19 protein-coding genes are annotated in these 16,836 nt (G+C 71.7%); 8 read left to right on the top strand and 11 right to left on the bottom strand.

Annotation, left to right across the window (positions count from 1 at the left end; translation table 11 throughout):
- Window positions 1-51 precede the first annotated feature (51 nt).
- From ACSHT8_RS08290 to ACSHT8_RS08280, 3 genes are read left to right on the top strand one after another with little or no spacing between them, the layout of a single operon-like run.
- The gene (locus ACSHT8_RS08290; protein WP_436499323.1) at window positions 52-621 is read left to right on the top strand and encodes a winged helix-turn-helix domain-containing protein; all 570 of its coding nucleotides are present in this window, start codon (window positions 52-54) and stop codon (window positions 619-621) included.
- Entirely contained in the window at window positions 618-1,835 is a 1,218-nt protein-coding gene (locus tag ACSHT8_RS08285) for an MFS transporter (RefSeq protein ID WP_436499321.1), read from the top strand. Before ACSHT8_RS08290 ends, ACSHT8_RS08285 begins: the two co-directional genes overlap by 4 nt.
- Before the next feature lie 9 nt (window positions 1,836-1,844).
- On the top strand, window positions 1,845-2,291 hold the full coding sequence (locus ACSHT8_RS08280) for a GNAT family N-acetyltransferase (RefSeq protein ID WP_436499319.1): 447 nt from the start codon (window positions 1,845-1,847) through the stop codon (window positions 2,289-2,291).
- Here the strand turns inward: ACSHT8_RS08280 and ACSHT8_RS08275 are convergent.
- Both ACSHT8_RS08275 and ACSHT8_RS08270 read right to left on the bottom strand, forming a co-directional pair.
- Window positions 2,277-2,738: an Lrp/AsnC family transcriptional regulator gene (locus tag ACSHT8_RS08275; protein WP_436499317.1), complete on the bottom strand. Its 462-nt coding sequence runs from the start codon at window positions 2,736-2,738 to the stop codon at window positions 2,277-2,279. The genes ACSHT8_RS08280 and ACSHT8_RS08275 overlap by 15 nt on opposite strands.
- 67 nt (window positions 2,739-2,805) lie before the next feature.
- A complete protein-coding gene (locus ACSHT8_RS08270) occupies window positions 2,806-3,924 on the bottom strand; it encodes a M24 family metallopeptidase (RefSeq protein WP_436499315.1) in 1,119 nt (372 codons plus the stop codon).
- Window positions 3,925-4,081: 157 nt separating this feature from the next.
- On the opposite strand from ACSHT8_RS08270, the gene ACSHT8_RS08265 reads away from it, so the two are divergent.
- The gene (locus tag ACSHT8_RS08265) at window positions 4,082-4,582 is read left to right on the top strand and encodes a hypothetical protein (RefSeq protein WP_436499313.1); all 501 of its coding nucleotides are present in this window, start codon (window positions 4,082-4,084) and stop codon (window positions 4,580-4,582) included.
- Between the two features lie 2 nt (window positions 4,583-4,584).
- Here the strand turns inward: ACSHT8_RS08265 and ACSHT8_RS08260 are convergent, their stop codons facing one another.
- The 4 genes from ACSHT8_RS08260 to ACSHT8_RS08245 are packed head-to-tail and all read right to left on the bottom strand — an operon-like array spanning window position 4,585 to window position 9,450.
- The gene (locus tag ACSHT8_RS08260) at window positions 4,585-5,640 is read right to left on the bottom strand and encodes a GDSL-type esterase/lipase family protein (RefSeq protein ID WP_436499311.1); all 1,056 of its coding nucleotides are present in this window, start codon (window positions 5,638-5,640) and stop codon (window positions 4,585-4,587) included.
- A gap of 18 nt (window positions 5,641-5,658) precedes the next feature.
- Window positions 5,659-6,288, bottom strand: a complete 630-nt coding sequence (locus ACSHT8_RS08255) for an ABC transporter ATP-binding protein (RefSeq protein ID WP_436502016.1) — start codon at window positions 6,286-6,288, stop codon at window positions 5,659-5,661.
- 2 nt (window positions 6,289-6,290) lie between these two features.
- Window positions 6,291-6,947 (bottom strand): ABC transporter ATP-binding protein, encoded by a 657-nt coding sequence (locus ACSHT8_RS08250; RefSeq protein ID WP_436499309.1) that lies wholly within the window; start codon window positions 6,945-6,947, stop codon window positions 6,291-6,293.
- Complete coding sequence (locus ACSHT8_RS08245; RefSeq protein WP_436499307.1) at window positions 6,940-9,450, bottom strand: ABC transporter permease; 2,511 nt, start codon at window positions 9,448-9,450, stop codon at window positions 6,940-6,942. The genes ACSHT8_RS08250 and ACSHT8_RS08245 overlap by 8 nt, the downstream gene beginning before the upstream one ends.
- 60 nt (window positions 9,451-9,510) lie before the next feature.
- Here ACSHT8_RS08245 and ACSHT8_RS08240 point away from each other — a divergent pair, with 60 nt between their 5' ends.
- Together ACSHT8_RS08240 and ACSHT8_RS08235 are read left to right on the top strand one after the other, a co-directional pair.
- Window positions 9,511-10,131, top strand: coding sequence for a DJ-1/PfpI family protein (locus ACSHT8_RS08240; protein ID WP_436499305.1), 621 nt, complete (start codon window positions 9,511-9,513; stop codon window positions 10,129-10,131).
- Window positions 10,128-10,589, top strand: a complete 462-nt coding sequence (locus ACSHT8_RS08235; RefSeq protein WP_436499303.1) for a MarR family winged helix-turn-helix transcriptional regulator — start codon at window positions 10,128-10,130, stop codon at window positions 10,587-10,589. Before ACSHT8_RS08240 ends, ACSHT8_RS08235 begins: the two co-directional genes overlap by 4 nt.
- A 49-nt stretch (window positions 10,590-10,638) precedes the next feature.
- Here ACSHT8_RS08235 and ACSHT8_RS08230 read toward each other — a convergent pair whose 3' ends face one another.
- Entirely contained in the window at window positions 10,639-11,517 is an 879-nt protein-coding gene (locus ACSHT8_RS08230) for an alcohol dehydrogenase catalytic domain-containing protein (protein WP_436499301.1), read from the bottom strand.
- A 105-nt stretch (window positions 11,518-11,622) separates the two neighbouring features.
- Here ACSHT8_RS08230 and ACSHT8_RS08225 point away from each other — a divergent pair, with 105 nt between their 5' ends.
- Window positions 11,623-12,027 carry a winged helix-turn-helix transcriptional regulator gene (locus ACSHT8_RS08225; RefSeq protein WP_436499299.1) on the top strand — a complete coding sequence of 135 codons (405 nt, stop codon included), beginning with the start codon at window positions 11,623-11,625 and terminating at the stop codon, window positions 12,025-12,027.
- Here the strand turns inward: ACSHT8_RS08225 and ACSHT8_RS08220 are convergent, their stop codons facing one another.
- From ACSHT8_RS08220 to ACSHT8_RS08205, 4 genes are all read right to left on the bottom strand, one after another.
- Entirely contained in the window at window positions 12,028-12,834 is an 807-nt protein-coding gene (locus ACSHT8_RS08220) for an alpha/beta fold hydrolase (RefSeq protein WP_436499297.1), read from the bottom strand. It abuts the gene before it with no gap.
- A 67-nt stretch (window positions 12,835-12,901) separates the two neighbouring features.
- Window positions 12,902-14,152: an RNA polymerase sigma factor gene (locus tag ACSHT8_RS08215; RefSeq protein WP_436499295.1), complete on the bottom strand. Its 1,251-nt coding sequence runs from the start codon at window positions 14,150-14,152 to the stop codon at window positions 12,902-12,904.
- Window positions 14,153-14,191: 39 nt separating this feature from the next.
- Window positions 14,192-14,569, bottom strand: coding sequence for a YciI family protein (locus ACSHT8_RS08210; RefSeq protein ID WP_436499293.1), 378 nt, complete (start codon window positions 14,567-14,569; stop codon window positions 14,192-14,194).
- Window positions 14,570-14,693: 124 nt separating this feature from the next.
- Entirely contained in the window at window positions 14,694-16,175 is a 1,482-nt protein-coding gene (locus ACSHT8_RS08205; protein ID WP_436499291.1) for a S28 family serine protease, read from the bottom strand.
- 197 nt (window positions 16,176-16,372) lie between these two features.
- Between ACSHT8_RS08205 and ACSHT8_RS08200 the strand changes: the two genes are divergently transcribed.
- Window positions 16,373-16,834 carry a hypothetical protein gene (locus ACSHT8_RS08200; RefSeq protein WP_436499289.1) on the top strand — a complete coding sequence of 154 codons (462 nt, stop codon included), beginning with the start codon at window positions 16,373-16,375 and terminating at the stop codon, window positions 16,832-16,834.
- Window positions 16,835-16,836 lie beyond the last annotated feature (2 nt).

Below are 16,836 nucleotides of genomic sequence, written 5' to 3'. Positions count from 1 at the left end.
GATCGCAGAGACCTCTTTGCAAAGAAGTCTCTGCAATCTAGTGTGGGTGGCATGGCTGAGCCGACCTACCACCACGTCAACGTCGAGGGCCTCAAAGTCCTGGCCCACCCGCTGCGCCAGCGGATGCTGGGTCTGCTGCGGCTGCACGGCCCGGCGACGGCGTCCGGGCTGGCCCAGCGCGTGGGGGAGAGCTCGGGGACCACGAGCTGGCACCTGCGTCAGCTGGCCGACGCCGGGTTCATCGAGGAGGACACCGAGCGCGGCAACCGGCGCGACCGGTGGTGGCGGGCGGCACAGGACTACACGACGGTGCGGGAGCAGGTGCTGTCGCCGGACCCGGAGGTCCAGGACGCCTACGTCACCTACATGACCAACATCCTCGACGGCTATCGCGAGCGCGCGGTGGAGTTCATCCGCTCGCGGCACACGTGGGACGAGCCGTGGCGGCACACGTCGGACATGTCGGACTGGGCGCTGCCGATGGTGCCGGAGGAGGCGAAGCGCTTTTTCGCCGACATCGAGGCGGTGGTCGAGCGCTACCGGCGCGAACGCAGGCCGGGTGACCAGCAGGTCGCGATCCAGTTCCAGGCGTACCCGCTGCGTGAGGAGAACCTGTCGTGACCCGGGTTCCCCTGGTCGCGCTGCTCGGGGCCAACGCGTTGTCGGTGTGCGGGACGACGATGACCTTCCTGGCCGTCCCGTGGTTCGTCCTGCAGACCACCGGCAGCCCCGCCCGCACCGGCCTGGTCGCCGGCGTCGAGGTCGCGGGCGCGGTCGTCGCGGCGCTGCTCGGCGGGCCGGTGATCGACCGGATGGGCAGGCGGCGCAGCAGCGTCGTGTCCGACCTGGCCGCCGCGGTCGTGGTGGCCGCGATCCCGGCGCTGTACGCGGTGGGCGGGCTGCACTTCGGGGTCCTGCTGGCTTTGGCGACACTGCTCGGTCTGACGCGGGCGCCGGGGGAGACGGCGCGGTGGGCGATGATGGCGTCGCTGATCACCGCGTCGGGGGTGTCGGCCGAACGCGCGTCCAGTGCCTACGACGGGGTCAGCCGGGGCGCGCGCATGGTCGGCGCGCCGCTGGCCGGTGTGCTGATCGCGGTGTTCGGCGCGCAACAGGTGCTGCTGGTCGACGCGGGCACGTTCCTGGTGTCGGCGCTGATCATCGGGCTGCTGGTGCCGGAGGTGGGTACGGCCGAGGAGAGCGAGGGCGGCTACCGCGAGCGGATGCGGCGCGGGTTCGCCTATCTGCGCGGCGACAGGCTGATGCTGGCGATCATGGTGATGGTCATGGTCACCAACCTGCTCGACGCGGCGCTGGCCTCGGTGCTGATCCCGGTCTACGCCAACGACATCCTGCACAGCAGTGTCGCGTTAGGACTCATCGGCGGCGTGTTCGGCGGCGCGGCGATGGCGGGCACGATGCTCTACGCGTGGCTGGGGATCCGGCTGCCGCGGCGGATCACCTACACGGTGGCGTTCCTCGCCGTCGGCGCGCCGCGGTACTTCGTGATGGCCGCCGAACCTGGGCTGGCGACGATCCTGGTGGTCATGGCCGTGTCCGGGCTGCTGTGCGGGGCGATCAACCCGATCCTCGGCGTCGTCGAGTACGAGCGGATCCCCGACGAGGTGCGGCCGATGGTGCTGGGCGTGATCACCGCGGCGGTGCTGGTCGGCGCGCCGGTCGGGGCGGTCGTGGCCGGGCTGGCGGTGGAGGTCGCCGGGCTCGACGCGACGCTGATCGCGGCCGGGGTGATTTACCTGCTGGCGACGCTGTGTCCGGCGCTGTTCCCGGTGTGGCGGGAAATGGACGCGAAGCCGGAGGTCGTGGCGCGGTAGAACTACCCGATGCGACCCGAGCCCCTCGACCTGTCCGACGACGCGACCGCGGCGGCGGTGCACCGCGTGGGCTTGCGCGCCTACCGGGTCGAGTCCGAACTGATCGGCCACGACATCCCGGCCCTGCACGAGTCGGTCGCCGAGGTGCGCGCCAAGCCGCTGCGGTGGCTGGGCTGCCGCGCCGACGGTGTGCCGGTCGCGTTCGTCGCCTGGACCGACACCGACGGGGTGGACATCGACCGGCTGTGCGTCGACCCCGACTGGTTCCGGCGCGGCCTTGGTTCCGCGCTGGTCACCGAGCTGCTCGCGCGCACCGAGGGCGACGTCACGGTGTCCACCGGGGCCGACAACCTGCCCGCGATCACCCTCTACGAGCGCGCCGGGTTCGCCAGGACGGGCACGGTCGAGCCCGTCCCCGGCCTGCTGGTCGCGACGTTCGCGCTAAAGCGCGGGTGAGCGGCCCTCATACGGCGTCGACAGCACGACCGTGGTCCTGGTCGACACCTTCGCCGCCTCGCGGATCTTGCGCAGCAGGTCCTCCAGGTTCGCGGGGGAGCCGACGCGGACCAGCAGGACATACGAGTGGTCGCCCGCGACCGAGTAGCACGACTCGATCTCGTGGATGTGCTCCAGCCGGGACGGGTAGTCGTCCGGGGCGGCCGGGTCGATCGGGGTCAGCGAGATGAACGCGGTCAGCGGCAGGCCGATCGCCTCGACGTCCAGCCTCGCCGAGTAGCCGCGGATCACCGCGCGCTGCTCCAGCCTGCGAACCCGCTGGTGGACAGCGGAAACGCTCAGCCCGACGCGCTCGGCCAGGTCGGTGAAGCTGCACCGGCCGTCGGCCGACAGTTCGCGCACGATCGCCTTGTCGATCGGCTCCAGTTCCCCATCAGCGACGCTCATCGATTCACCTCGCACGCTCGGTGAAGGTCGCCTGCGCACTGTGTCATTGATCCGCTCGCAAGCTCGCTCATGCCGGCAACACCACCAATTCGTGAGGGCGGTTGTTCAGTGGCTCGACGCCGGTCTCGGTGACCACCACGATGTCCTCGATCCGCGCGCCCCACCGGCCCGGCTGGTAGATGCCCGGCTCGATGCTGAACGCCATCCCCGGCTCCAGGACGCGGTCGTTGCCCGCGACGATGTACGGGTCCTCGTGCACGTCCAAGCCGATGCCGTGGCCGGTGCGGTGGATGAAGAACTCGCCGAACCCGGCGTCGGCGATGACCTCGCGGGCCGCCGCGTCGACCTGCTCGGCGGTGACGCCCGGCCGGACGAAGTCGACGGCGGCCTGTTGGGCGCGTTGGAGGATCGCGTAGGTGTCGAGTACGTCGGCGTCGCGCGGCTCGCCGACGGCGTAGGTGCGGGTGCTGTCGGAGTTGTAGCCGTCGGCGATCGGGCCACCGATGTCGACGACCACGACGTCGCCGGGCTCGATGACCCGGTCCGACTGCTCGTGGTGGGGGCTGGCGCCGTTGGGTCCGGAGCCGACGATGACGAACTCGGCGCGCGTGTGCCCCTCGGCGACGATCGCGGCGGCGATGTCGGCGCCGACCTCGCGTTCGGTGCGGCCCGCCCGCAGCCACTCGCCCATCCTGGCGTGGACGCGGTCGATGGCGGCACCCGCGGCGCGCAGCCCGGCGATCTCGGCGGCGTCCTTGCGCATCCGCAGCGCGCTGAGAACCGGCCCGGCCAGCACCTGCCGCGCCGACGGCATCGCGTCGCGCAGGGCCAGCACGTGCAGGGCGGGCAGCATGTCGCCGATGCCGACCTGCGGGGCCTGGCCGACCAACTCGGCGACCATCGCGTACGGGTTCTCCCCGTCGACCCAGGTGGCGATCCGCACGCCGAGGTCGGCGGTGGGCAGGTGGGCGTAGCCGGGCGCTTCGAGCTTCGGCACGACCAGCACGACCTCGTCGGCGACGACCAGGCAGGTGAGTCGCTCGAAGGAGTGACCGGTGCCGCCGATCAGGTAGGTCAGATCCGTCCCGGGCGCGACCACGAGGGCGTCGATACCCGCGGCCTGGGCGGTGGCCCTGGCCCGGTCGAGCCGTTCGCGCAGCAGGGACGGGGTCGCGGTGGTGGACATGATCTGCAGCCTAGGCGCTGTCAGGCAAGTCCGGTGCGCGGGATCGGTGATCCGGCCAGGGGCCGCCCGGGCGCCGATAGCGTGTGCCGGACTTGCCTGACAGCGCCTGGTCCCGCCCAGTGGGGGAACCACGAGCCGGCGAGTGCGTCACATGGACATGCGTGTGTTGGTATCGGCCTTGGTCCTGTTGGTGACGACGGCGTGCTCGTCCGGCCCGCCCTCGGCGATGCCCGACGATTTCACCGCCACGGTCGAGGTCCGGTCGGGGTCGACCCCTCCGCCGCACCACTACGAGTGGACCGTGACGCTGACCGGCGGGGAGGCCACGGTCGCGTGGCGGCCGGGCTACGACCAGTCCACCCAGCCGTGGACGGCGACCGTGCCGGTGACGGCCGAGGCCAAGGCCACCTTCTACGACAAGGTGCGCTCGTCCGGTGGGTTCGAGTCGGATCAGTACAACGACGACTGGGCGATTGGTGGCCCCACCATGAAGGTGCGCGCCACGATCGACGGCACGACCTACGAGTCCACCCCGGGGCGCAGCCGCGAGAGCCAGGGCCAGTTCGATGTGGTCCACGAGTACACCAAGGAGCTGTTCCCGGCCGAGGTGTGGGCCGATTTCGAGCGCAAGCAGGAGGAGTGGGGCAAGACCCACTGACCTCACGGACCGATGCTGGTGGCCGCGTGGAGGTCGCCGGTGTCGCCGGGGAGGCAGGCGGCGGCGCGGTCGGAGGTGGCGAGGAATTCGCCGAGGCAGCGGCCGAACGCGGCGTGTCCGGCGGCGTTGGGGTGGAACGATTCCTGCAGGGCGTGGGTGGCGCGGGCGTCGTCCTGCAAATCAGCCCAGCGCACCGACAGCCTGCTGAACCACTCCTGCGACGCGTCCTCCCGCGCGCACGCCTCCCGGCCCAGGCCCGCACGGGACAGGTCGAGGAACCGCACTCCCGTCTCCCGGGCCACGCGGCGGATGCCCTCGGTGAGCAGGGGGACCGCCGACTCACGTACCCAGCGCAGGTCTTCGTCGCGGAACGGGCAGCCGTTGAGGTTGCGCAGCGACTCCAGTGCGTCGGGGCTGATCGGCGCGGCGTAGGACTGGAGGACGAGCTGGTAGTCGGTCGGTTGGTAGCCTGCGTCGCCCATGACCTTGCGGATGTCGTCGATGGCGGCTTTGACCTTCGGGACCATCGCGTCGACCTTGCCCGGCCAGTCCTTCCCGGTGGCTTCGGCGCAGCCTGGCTTGTTCTTGTCGAACCATGCCTGCACACAGGCGTCGAGCACGCGGCCGAAGCCGGGGTCGTCGTTGGCGCCGACCGACACCAGCACCGCCACGACCCGCTTCTGCCTGGCCAGCGCGCCGAGCCTGCGCGCCTGGGAGCCCTCGGTGTACTGGGTGGTCTCGCCGAGCGCGACCTGGGCCGACGGCGCGCCGGAGCAGGCGAAGTTGACCGTGTCGTCGATGCCGAACAGGTCGGTGTGGTGGATGGTGGCGTTGCGCGAGCGGTGGCACCAGTTGCCGTCCTCGCCGTCGGTGCCCTCGTCGTAGTCGCCCGCGGACTCACCGGAGATCGTGGAGTCGCCGAGGGACACCAGCACCCGCGGCACGCCGACCGGGGGGCCGGGCGCGGGCGCGGGGTTGTTGCCCACCACGAGGAACGCGCCGACCAGCAGGATCACCAGGAACAGCGCGGATCCGACCCACCATCGATACCGCCGCATCACCGAACAGTCTAACGATCATCCGGGATGCAGCACGCCGTCGGTCAGCACGAGCCCGCGGTCGGCGATCGCGTGCACCTCGTCGTGGTGTGTGGCGACGAGGACCGCGGCCCCGTCCTGGGCGGCGCGGCGGAGCAGGGCGAGCACGGCGGGGACGCTGCCGTGGTCGAGGTGCGCGGTGGGTTCGTCGGCGAGCAGGACGCGCGGTTGGACGCTGAGCGCGCGGGCGAGCGCGGCCCGCTGCTGCTGGCCGAAGGAGACCTCGGGCGGGTAGCGGTCGGCCAGCGCGCCGATCCCCAGACTGTCCAAAAGCGACTGGACGTCCGGGTCGCGGGTGCCGGTGAGCCGCAGGGGAAGCGCGACGTTCTCGGCCAGAGTCAGCTCCTGGGCCAAGCCCATGGCTTGGGGGAGCACGGCGCAGTCGCGCCACGTCGGCGGTGAGGTCAGGGGCGTGCCGTTGAGTTCGACGCCGCCCGCGTCGGGGGTGTCGAATCCACACAGGATGGCGAACAGCGCGCTCTTGCCCGACCCGGACCGCCCGGAGACGGTGACGAGTTCGCCCGGCTCGACGGCCAGGTCGGCGCCGCGCAGGACGTGGATCGGGCCTTCGGGGTGGTCGAAGGTCCGAACGAGACCGGTGCCGCGCACGCTCACGCGAGCCTCCCTTCGTGCAGGCGGACGACGTGGTCGGCTCGGTCGATCAGCTCGTCGTCGTGCGACGCGGCCACCACGGGGACACCGCGGGCGACCAGCCGGTCGATCACGTCGAGCACGAGGTGGGCGGAGGCGGAGTCGAGCTGCGAGGTGGGCTCGTCGGCCAGTACGACGCCGGGTTCGCGGGCCAGCGCGCAGCCGAACGCGAGCCGCTGCTGCTGCCCGCCCGACAGCGCGCTCACCTTCCAGCACTTCGTTCCCGGAATGCCGAGCCAGTCGAGGATGTCCGGGGCGCCGCCGCGGCCCGCGGACTGGGCCGCGGCGCGCAGGTTGCCGCCGACGGTGAGGTGGCCGATCAGGTTGTCCGGTGGGCTCTGGAAGACCATGGCGATGCGGTCGCGGCGGATCGCGCGGCGTCGGCGGTGCGACAGGGGGCCGACGTCGGCGCCGTCGAGGGTCAGGGTGCCGCTGGTGTGGCGGTCGATGAGGCCCATGACGCGCAGCAGGGTCGACTTGCCGGAACCCGACGGGCCTGCCAGGACGGTGAGTCCGGCGGCGGGGACCTCGAATGTCACGTCCTCCACGGCGGGGACCGGGCCCGTGGGCGTCGGGTATTCCACATGCACCGACGTCAGGGTGAACAGCTCAGCCACGGATCAGCTCCCCGACTCGGGCGGTGGTCACCGACCGCACCGCCGACCAGCAGACCAAGGCCACTACCAGTGCGGCGCCCGCGACGGTCACCGCGGCCAGCGACCGCAGGTCGGGTGCCGCCGCGACCGGGCGCAGCCACGGCGACGGGTCCAGCAGCGGCGCCGACACCGCCGCGCAGCTCCAGCCCGCCGCGCCGCCCGCGAGGACCGACAGCCCCGCCAGGGCGCCGAACTCGACGAGATGGCTGGCCACGAGCGTGCGCGGGGTCAGGCCCATCCGCCGGGCCAGGGACCCGGCCAGCGCGTTCTGCCTGCGCCGGACCTCGACGGCCAGGGCCAGCGCGGCGGCGGCGACCACGGCGAGGACCACGCCGAGCGCGGCGACGAAGTCGAAGGTCCAGGTGACGGTGAGGAACGGCAGTCCGTCGAGTGCGCGGAGCTTGCCCTGCGCGTGCAGGCGGTGGATCCCGGCGGCGTCGAGCTTGGCCAGCAGGGTGTCGACCGGCTCGGCGGACCACACCTGCCACACGTCGATCTCGGCGGTGTCGGGCAGGGCGGCGGCGGAGACGACGTAGCCCCGGCCGGTGCCGACCAGCGGGAACGAGGCGACGTGGCCGACCGGGTGCAGCGTGCCGACGCGGGGGATCGCCTGGTCGGTGTCCGGTGTGGACCCGACGCGCAGCGCGCTGTTCGGGGCGGTGAGCTGGGCGAGTTGGGTGTGGACGGTGTCCGGGTCGCGGTCGCCGAGCCAGGCGCCGCGGGTGAAGGTGGCCGGGTCGACCGCGAGCACGACGCCGTTGTTGGACTTGACCACGCCGACCACGGTGGCGTGCGCGGCGATGTCGGCGGGCAGGCCCGCGCGGGCGACCCGCTCGGGGATCTGGGCGCTGGACTCGGCGCCGACGAACAGGCCCGACTTGGTGTCCAGCGCGTCGCGCTGCGCGTCGGCGACCCCGACGCCGACGGTGAGCGTGCCGACGGCGAGCACCCCGACCAGCACGATCCCGACGGCCGACCCGGCCGCCGCGGAGAGCCTGCGGACCGCGAGGTGCACGGCGGGCGCGCGCCACAGCCGCAGCCGGTGGGCCGCGCGCAGCGCCCAGCGGGTCAGGCGGACCGTGGCGAGGGCGATGGTGAGGACGACGAGCAGGGGGAACGCCAGGCCGACCGCGTCCGGGCTCTCGGGCAGCGGTTGGCCGAACGCGAGGCGGGTCGGGGTGGATTCGAGGTGCGCCCAGGCGAGGTAGGCGAGCACCGCCGTCACCAGCTCCCACGGAAGCCAGCGGGTCCAGGTCCGGCGGCGGGGCGCGCCGGTCGTCTGGAGGGTCTGGTGCACGCGGAGGGCGACGGTCGCGGTGATCACGGCCAGCGCGGCGGCGGCGACCCCGGCCACGATGAGTGCGGCGCGGGTGCCGGTGCCGGCGGTGAGATCGGTGGACGGGGCGTACCAGGCCAGGGTCGTGCGGGCGGCGGCGAACCCGGCGGCGGCGCCGACGAGCAGTGGCGCGGCCAGTTCCAGCACGGCCCGGCCGCCGACGGCGAGCGGGCTCGCGCCGCGCGACCACAGCAGGCGCACCTCGGCCCGCCTGCGCTGCGTCCACTGGATGGCGACGGCGGCGATCCCGGCGAGGCCGACGAGCAGGCTGATCACGGTGAGCGGCAGGACCGCGTCGCGCACGGTCGTCGCGGCGGAGCGGGCGACCTCGACGGGCTTGGCGAAGTAGGTGTTGGTGGTCAGGCCGGATTGGGTCTTGAGGTCGGTGACCAGTGCCCGGCCGCGGGTGGCGAGATCGGCCGCCTCGTCCACTGTGGACGGGATTGGGCTGGGGAATCGGATCGACAGCCCGCCCGCCGAGCCCGCGATCGGGCCGATGGCGGCGGCGAACGAGTCCAGGTCGGGGAACCAGATGACCGGCGCGGTGGCGCCTTCGGTGGCCAGCGGGTTGGGCACGACGCGCTGCTGCTCGGCGCACCAGTAGGGGGACACGGGGTCGGCGAGGTCGCGGTAGATCGCGGTGACCGGCGGCAGCGTGCCGTGCAGGCCGCGGTCGCCGAGCTTGAGGCGGGCGGTCTCGGCGATGCTCTGCGGCACCCACAGCCCGTCGCGGGAGCCGCCCTCGATGACGTCGAGGTGGTCGAGGGCGCCGTCGCGGTAGCCGAACTGGGACCACGGGTGCGGGCCGTTGAAGTCGAACTGGCGGACGGGGGAGTAGACCGCGCCGACGACCTCGGGGAAGCCGTGCCGGGGCGCGCGGTCGCGGGCCAGGTCGAGTGCCTTGGTGGCGTCGGCGACGGAGATCCGGTTCGCGTCGACGACCGGCGGGACGGTCTGGCCGCAGAGGCGACCGGCCTGGTAGGCGACGGCGGCGCTGCCCGCGGTGTCGGCGTGCAGGACGGCCGCGGCGCCCACGAAGCTGAGCAGCAGGGCCGCGATGAACGTCACCAGCATGGTGAGGGGGCCCGATGTCGCGGCTTTCGGCGCGGCCCGCCAGGGCAACTGCATGTGCGCACGCTACCCGGGGAAAGTATTGACAGCATTCTGTCAATATGACAGGCTTCTGTCATGACTTCAGACGTGCTTGTGGCTGTGTACGACGGACTCGCGGACTGGGAGATCGGGTACGTGACGGCGGGGCTGGCGAACCCGGCGTTCCAGGTCTCGCCGGGCCGGTACCGCGTTCGGACGGTGGCGTCGACCTCGGCGCCGATCACCACGATGGGAGGGCTGACTGTCGTGCCCGACCTCGTCCTCGCCGACGCGGATGTGGACGGCGCGGCGCTGTTGGTGCTGCCCGGGGCGGACTCCTGGATGGAGGGCGCGCATGAGGACTTCGCCGCGGCGGCGACGCGGCGGCTCGACCAGGCCAAGCCGGTGGCGGCGATCTGCGGCGCGACGGTCGGTTTGGCGGCGGCCGGTCTGCTGAACTCGCGCGCTCACACAGGGAACGCGCCGCAGCAGTTGGCGATGGCGGACGCTTATGCGGGGGAGGACCGGTTCCTGCCGGAGCGCGCGGTGTCCGACGGCGGGGTGATCACCGCGGGCGCGGCGAGCCCGCTGGAGTTCGCCGTCGAGGTGTTCCGCGCGCTGGACGTCTACGCTCCTGACGTGCTCGACGCCTGGTACCAGCTCAACGCGACGGGCGACCCGAAGTGGTTCTTCCGGCTGATGGAGATCACCGCGTGACCCGAACCCCCGGCGGCGACGCGCTCACCGACATCATCATGCGCACCTTCCACCTCAACGGCGCGTTCCTCCGCGCCGCCGAACACATCTCGCTGCCGGAGGGGCTGACACCGTCGTGGTGGCAGGTCCTTGGCGGGGTGCTGAAGCAGCCGCGGTCTGTCGCCGACATCGCGCGGGAGATGGGGATGGCTCGGCAGAGCGTGCAGCGGACGGCGGATCTGCTGGTGGAGAAGGGTTTGGCGGAGTATCTGCCGAATCCGGCGCACGCGCGGGCCAAGCTGGTCCAGCCGTCGGAGGCCGGGTGGAAGGCGATCCACGGGATGACCGCGGCCCAGCACGCCTTCACGAACCGGGTCGCGGCGCGGTTCACGGTGGAGGAACTGGCCGCTTGCGCTTCGCTGATGGAGAAGTTGGGGGCGGCGCTCGCTGAGGATGAGGAGGGCCGCGGCACCGGGTGAGGTGCCGCGGCCTCGGCTCAGGGAATCAAGAGCAGTCGCGGTATTCGGCTTATGGAATCAGCAGCAGCCTGCCTCGGGTTCCGCCCGCCGCAAGGGTTTTGTGGGCGGCGGCGGCTTCGTCCAGTGGCAGGGTCGTGCTGATGCGGGCGGGCAGCGTGCCGTCGGCGGTGTCCTGGAGCAGGGCGGCAAGAGTCGCGCCGTCGGACTGGACGAGGACGGCGTCGACGGTGATTCGGCCGTGGCCCTCCGGCTTCCGCGGCGGCTGGACGCCCATGTAGTGGCCGCCGTCGCGGACCAGGGCCACGGCGGCATCCCCGAGAACGGCCGCGTCGAGAACCGCGTCGAAGGTGCCCTCCGGGGCGGTGAGCAGGTCGGTCGCGCCGTTGGCCAGGACGAAGTCGCGGTCGGCCTGCCTGGCCAGCGCGGTGACCCGCCAGCCCGCGCGCGCGGCCAGTGCGATCGCGTAGCCGCCGACGCCGCCCGCCGCGCCGGTGACCAGCAGTGATCCGGTCGCCGGGCCCAACTGGTCGAGCGCCTGCGCGGCGGTGAGGCTGTTGAGGGGGACGGTGGCGGCCTCGGTCAGTTCGAGGTTGGCGGGCACGAGCGCGGCCGCGCTCGCGGGGACGACGACTTCCTCGGCGTAGGGGCCGAGGGGCTTGTCGACTCCCGCGGACAGGGCCGCGACCCGGTCACCAACCTTGAAGCCCGCGGCGGCCGCGGTGACGATGCCCGCGACGTCCCAGCCGAGGCCGACGTGATCGGGCTGGGTGATCCAGCCCAGGGCGCGGTAGACGCCGTCGACGGTCTGGATGTCGACCGGGTTGACGCCCGCCGCGGCGACGCGGACGCGGATCTCGCCCGGGCCGGGGTCGGGGGTCGGCACGTCGATGAACTCGATCGCCTGGTCGCGGACGACTGCGGCACGCATGGCTGCTCCCTGAAGGTTGTACGCTCTCTTACGAACAACCTTGGGGGAGTTGCTCTCTTCCGGGAAGTAGGCACCTGAAAGTGCGTAACTGAGGGAGAGGTGCGGATGGGGACGATGACGGCCGCCGAGCGTCGGGCGCACGCGAAAGTCGAGTTCGACTCCTACCTGGCTTCCTGCGCCAGCAGGCATGTGCTGGATCGGCTGGCGGACAAGTGGGTGACGCTTGTGCTGTGCGCGTTGGGGGACCACGGGTCGGCCATGCGGTACTCCGAGGTGGCACGGCAGGTGGCCGGGGTGAGTCAGAAGATGCTCACCCAGACCCTGCGCGCGCTGGAACGGGACGGGCTGGTGTCCCGAACGGTCACGCCGACCGTCCCGGTGACGGTGGATTACGCGCTCACGCCACTGGGCGAGTCACTGCTGGAGGTGGTCCGCCGGCTGAAGCGCTGGGCTGACGGCCACGTCCACCAGATCCTCGCCGCCCGCGACGAATTCGACGCGCGGGGCTGACTACGCGCGCGTGGCCGTGGTGAAGTGCGCGGCCAGTTCGGGCGCGAGGACCTTCGCCTTGACCATGTGGGTCTGTCCCGGCAGCGTCCGGTGCTCCGCTCCCGCGACCGCGTCGGCGACCGCGGCCTGCGCCGACCGGATCCACTGTGGACTCTTGCCGCCCTCCAGGACGAGCGTGGGCGCCTTGACGTTGGCGTAGGTGCCCGCGGGCAGCGGGTGCCCGCCCTGCTTCGGCGTCACGAAGGACAGGTCGTACGGCAGCGTGTGGGCGACCCCGGTCAGCTTCTTCCACACCGGGGTGAAGCGCATGATCGTGACGAAGATGCCCGGTGTCCCGACCATCCGCATGAACTTCTTGACCGCCGCGCCACGCTCGTCGGCGTCGACCAGTTCCTGCATCTCGGCGATGGTGTGCGCGGGGATCGGGTCTCGGGAGTCGTCCACGATGAACGGCGCCTCGTAGGTGGCCAGGCGGGTGATCGGGAGGCCGCGGTCGGCGGCGGCCAAGGCCAGGGCGGCGCCGGAGGAGAAGCCGACCACGTGGGCCGACCCGCCTGCGGCCTCGATGACGGCGGCCAGGTCTTCGATCTCGCGGTCCACGCTGTAGTCCGCCGCGTCGGAGGACTGGCCGCGGCCGCGGCGGTCGTAGCAGTAGACGGTGAAGCGGTCGGCCAGTTCCTTGGCCACGTCGCGGCTCGGGCCCATCTCGCGGTGGCACAGCGCGCCGTCGACGATGATCAGGGCGGGGCCGGTGCCGTGGGTCTCGTAGGCGATCGTGGTGCCGTCGGCCGAAGTCACGGTGCTCATGTCGTACTCCTTGTCGGATCGGTCAGTCACCGGTGCGTCGGACGGGCTCGGCCGCTTTCGACACCGATCACGAAGAATCTTTGGCGCGCTGAAGCAGCAGGTCACGCTCGCGGGCGTTGCCGGTCAGCGCCGCGGCTCGCTCGAACTCGGCCCTGGCCTCCGCCCGGCGGCCCGCCTTGCCGAGCAAGTCACCCTTCACGCTGGCCAACAGGTGGTATCCGGCCAACGCCTGGCCCGCCTCGACCGGTTCGAGCACCGCGAGCCCGGCTTCCGGGCCGAACGCCATGCCATGGGCGACAGCGCGGTTGACCTCGACCACCGGGTTGGGCGCGACCTGCCCGAGCACGTCGTAGAGGCCCGCGATCCGCGTCCAGTCGGTGTCGTCGGCCCGCGCCGCGCGGGCGTGGCAGGCGGCGATGGCGGCCTGGACGACGTACGGGCCGACGGGGGCGTCGAGCTTGTCGGCGCGGTCGAGCGCGTCGAGGCCGCGGCGGATGAGCAGGCGGTCCCAGCGGGAGCGGTCCTGGTCGAGCAGCAGGACCGGCTTGCCGTCGGCGCCGGTGCGGGCCGCGGTGCGCGACGCCTGGATCTCCAGCAACGCCTGCAGGCCGTGCGCCTCGGGTTCGTCGGGGGCGAGGTGGGCCAGGATGCGGGCCAGCCGCATCGCCTCCTCGCACAGCGCGGGGCGCATCCAGTCGTCGCCCGCAGTGGCCGAGTAGCCCTCGTTGAACACCAGATAGATCACGCCCATCACCGCGGCGAGGCGTTCGCGCCGGTCGGGGCCGGTCGGCAGGTCGAACTCGACGCGCGCCTCGGTGAGCGTCTTCTTCGCCCGGGACACGCGCTGGCCGATCGTGGCGTCCTTGGCCAGGAAGCCGCGGGCGATCTCGGTGGTGGTCAGGCCGCCGACCAGCCGCAGCGTCAGCGCGACGCGGGCCTCGGTCGACAGCACCGGATGGCATGTCATGAACATCAGCCGCAGAACGTCGTCCTCGATGTAGTCGACGGCGGCGGCGAAGTCCGGGACGTGCCACTCGGCGGCGTCACGGCCCAGCTCCTCGGTCTTGCGGCGCAGCGTCTCGGCGCGCCGGAAATGGTCGACGGCGCGGCGCTTGGCCACGGCCATGAGCCAGGCGCCCGGATTGTCCGGCACGCCCGACCCGGCCCACTGCTCGACGGCGGCCACGAGTGCGTCCTGCGCGAGGTCCTCGGCCAGGCCCACGTCATGGGTCATCCGGACCAGGCCCGCGATCAGGCGCGTCGACTCGTGCCGCCACACCGCCGCGACCGCGCGGTCGGACTCCCGTGTGTCGCCCACAGTGGACGATCAGAGCACCCCGGCCACCATCGGATCAAGTCAGTCGCGCGGCGGCGGGCCGTCCTCCGGCCCGGCGATGCGGCGCACGTGGACCGAACCCTCCCAGCTCGGCCAGTGGTCGCGGTGGATCTGGATGAGCCGGTGGGCGCCCTCCACGGCTTCCTCGTGCGAGCGCGCCTCGATGATCGCGTAGCCGCCGACGACCTCCTTGGCCTCGGCGTACGGGCCGTCGGTGACCGACACCGCGCCGTCGGCCAGGCGGACCTCGGTGCACTCGGACTGGCTGTAGAGGCCGCCCGCGTCGAGCATCGACCCCGCCGCGAACAGCTTGGTCATCTCCGCGCTCATGGCGTCGACCAGCGCCTGCGGCGGGGCGCCGACGTCCTCGGCCATGTTGACGAAAACCATGTACCTCATCGGATCTCCTTCTTCCTCGGTGGCGAGCCTGCCACGACACCGCGTCGAACGCCGGAGTCCGGTTTCGACACGTCCGACCGAGGAAGTTCGGCGGCCCGGCCGGGGGCCGGGCCGCCGATGGCGACTACAGCGGGCGCCGCTCGTTGCGCGGGTCCGCGAGGTCGAGCTCGTTCAGGTCAAGAACGCTGTCCGTGCTGTCCGTGCTGTCCGTGCTGTCCGTGCTGTCCGTGCTGTCCGTGCTGTCCGTGCTGTCCGTGCGCGACAGCACCGACGGCGTCGTCACGTTCGCCCAGCGCAGCAGCGTCGCCGTGGCGGCGTCGCGCTCCGCGGGGACCAGCGCGGCGATGTTCGCGCCGTGGTTGGCGCCCGGGGCGGTGTAGGTGTAGGAGTCGTTGGCGCTGGGGAAGAACGGCTCGGCACCCCACGGGTCGTTCTGGCCGTAGACGAAGAGCATCTGGCTGGACCGCGTGCGCACCCACGAGTCGATGTCGAGCATCGCCGACGGGTCGTGCCGGTCGCGCAGCGACGGCGGCAGGCTGGAGTTCGCCTGGTAGAGGCCCGGGTAGCGAGTGAGCCCGCGCAGGTGGTCGAACTTCAGCGACGGCCAGCCGAGCTGGGTCGCGGCCTGCCGGTAGTAGGTGGCGTAGGGGAGGATGCCCTGGTCGGCGTAGAAGGAGAAGCCCGCGACGTTGTCGATGAAGGTGTAGAGCTCATCGGTGGTGGCGGTGGCCGCGGGCACGTTCGCGCAGTCGGCCTCCTTCGAGTACTGCCAGAACGCCCACACGGTGTCGAGCACGACCATCTCGAAGGCCTTGTCGATCGACCCGAGCGCCTGGGTGAAGGTCAGCCCCTCGGCGTCGGCCGCGGCCTGGTACTTCGCCACCATCTCGGTGCGCCGCTTGAGCGCCTCCTGCTGCACCCCGTCGAGCCGGGCACGGCACGCCGGGTCGTTGCCGACGGTCTTGAAGAACGCGTCATACGCGCCGTCGAGACGGTTGATCTTGTCGTTCGGCGCGACATAGGCGACGACACCGTCGACGTCCTGCGGGTAGAACCGGCGGTGGTAGACCGAGGTCATGCCGCCCTTGCTGGCACCCGTGGAGATCCACTTCTTCGAGAAGACCGGCTTGAGCGCGGCGACGATGCGGTGGTGGTCGGTGGCGGCCTGCCAGATGTTCAGGTCGTCCCAGTCGGCGGGCGCGGGCCGGGACGGCTCGAAGAAGCGCTGCTCCACCGAGATCTGGTTGCCGTCGACGAGCCGGGTGGGCTCGGAGCGGAACGGGGTGGTGCGCATGTTGTAGCCGGTGGTGTGCAGGATCATCGGCCGGTCGGTGGCCTTGTGGAGCAGCTGGAGGCGCTGCTCGAACTGCTGGCCATTGGGGTTGCGGTGGTCCGCGGGCTGGCGGTAGGTGAGCAGGAAGAAGCGGTAGCCCGCTGGTGGGGTGGCTTCGGTGACGGTCAGCCCGGGGATCGCCCGCAACTGGTCGGCGATGTCTGTCTCGGTTCGGGGCAGCGCCTGCGCCGAGGCGATCCCGGACCCGCTGACCACCCCCGCGGCGGCGACGACGGCCAATGTGACCGCGAGTGCCCTTTTACGGATGAGCACGCCCAACTCCCTCTGTGTCCGTCGGCCGCTTGGGTATGGCGGCTCTGGGAGCGAGAGTCTTGCGCATGGGTGGGGTAGTGGGAAAGTGCCTGTCCACAGGCCACGACGGACGTTGTCCGCCGATCGGCCTATCCGCGCCCGCTGGACCAGGCGTGGCGCAGTGTTCCGGCTCACGAGTGTCAGGGAAGGTGCGTCGAGTGTCAGCGTTGATCCAGTATGAGGTCAGCCTGGAAGTCATGGCCGACTTTCGGCAGTTTGTGCTCGTCGAACCGGACGGCCTGGCGTCCTTGTCGCCGTTGATCGCGGCTCAGCCGACTCAGGACATCGCCTTCTCCGGCGACGGCGGTGTTGTCTTCTTCTGTTCCCACGAGCTGGCCGAGCCGCACGTTGTGTTTCAACAGTGGTCCGCGGAACCCTCGAGGCAAGACGACTGGATGAAGGCATACACGGGCGACTTCAGGACGAGTGTGCGCGATGTGACTCTTGGCTGTCTCACTGGCGCTCCCAGTGACATCACGGTGAGACTTCCCGCGGTTGGGGCGTTTGGGATTTCCGTCTACTGGAAGACGGGCAGTACGGGAGCAGGCGACACCGCTAGAGAGGACTGGCTCATTCAAGTATGGCCAAACCGCCCCGGCCGAATGGCCGGGGCGGTTTGACC

This window comes from Actinokineospora sp. HUAS TT18, assembly GCF_051364635.1.
In the GTDB taxonomy this organism is placed as follows: Bacteria; Actinomycetota; Actinomycetes; order Mycobacteriales; family Pseudonocardiaceae; genus Actinokineospora.
Note: the sequence above shows the minus strand (reverse complement) of the source record. Positions and strands in the feature narration are given on the sequence as shown.